We start from the raw sequence: 461 nt of genomic DNA, 5'->3' as shown, positions 1-461 counted from the left end.
CCAGTGCCCCGAGCGGGTTCTCGACACCAATCGCGGCAAGCGCCTCACTCATCTTTTCGTTGAACTGCTGTTCCGTACATGCATATGGGTAGGAACCCAGCATATACAAGATGCTCTCGTCCCGACTCGTCGCCGTACTCGTATTTCGGAGCGTGCTGATCTTGTACTGCGATCCCGCCGTGACCTCGATACGTGTGATCTTCGTGCGCTCTACGCGTTCATACACGTAACTCCCGCGATCGTTTTCTGTGACCTCGGACTTTGCTCGGTAGTACGGATAGGTCACCTCACGTTCATGCTTCTGCCACTCTTGCGTGAAAAACACACGTTTTTCTTTTTCGCTCATCTTTTATCCTTCGTACGGGTCATCCCCGTTGTCGTAACATTGCTCGATACGCGCGGCCTCGGCTCGGAGTTCACGGGCCCTGTTCTCGTGATGCGGCACGCACTCACCATAGTCT

At 54.4% G+C, this 461-nt stretch carries 1 protein-coding gene; it reads right to left on the bottom strand.

Translation table 11 applies throughout. The features are described from left to right. On the bottom strand, nucleotides 1–346 hold a 346-nt coding region (locus AC1RPH_RS07830; RefSeq protein WP_481762031.1), incomplete at its 3' end, for a hypothetical protein. Between the last annotated feature and the right edge of the window lie 115 nt (nucleotides 347–461).

This window comes from Dellaglioa sp. CoH-57-MRSF-16 (genome assembly GCF_056782055.1).
The sequence above is the reverse complement of the archived record's forward strand: the minus strand, read 5'-3'. Positions and strand labels throughout refer to the sequence as shown.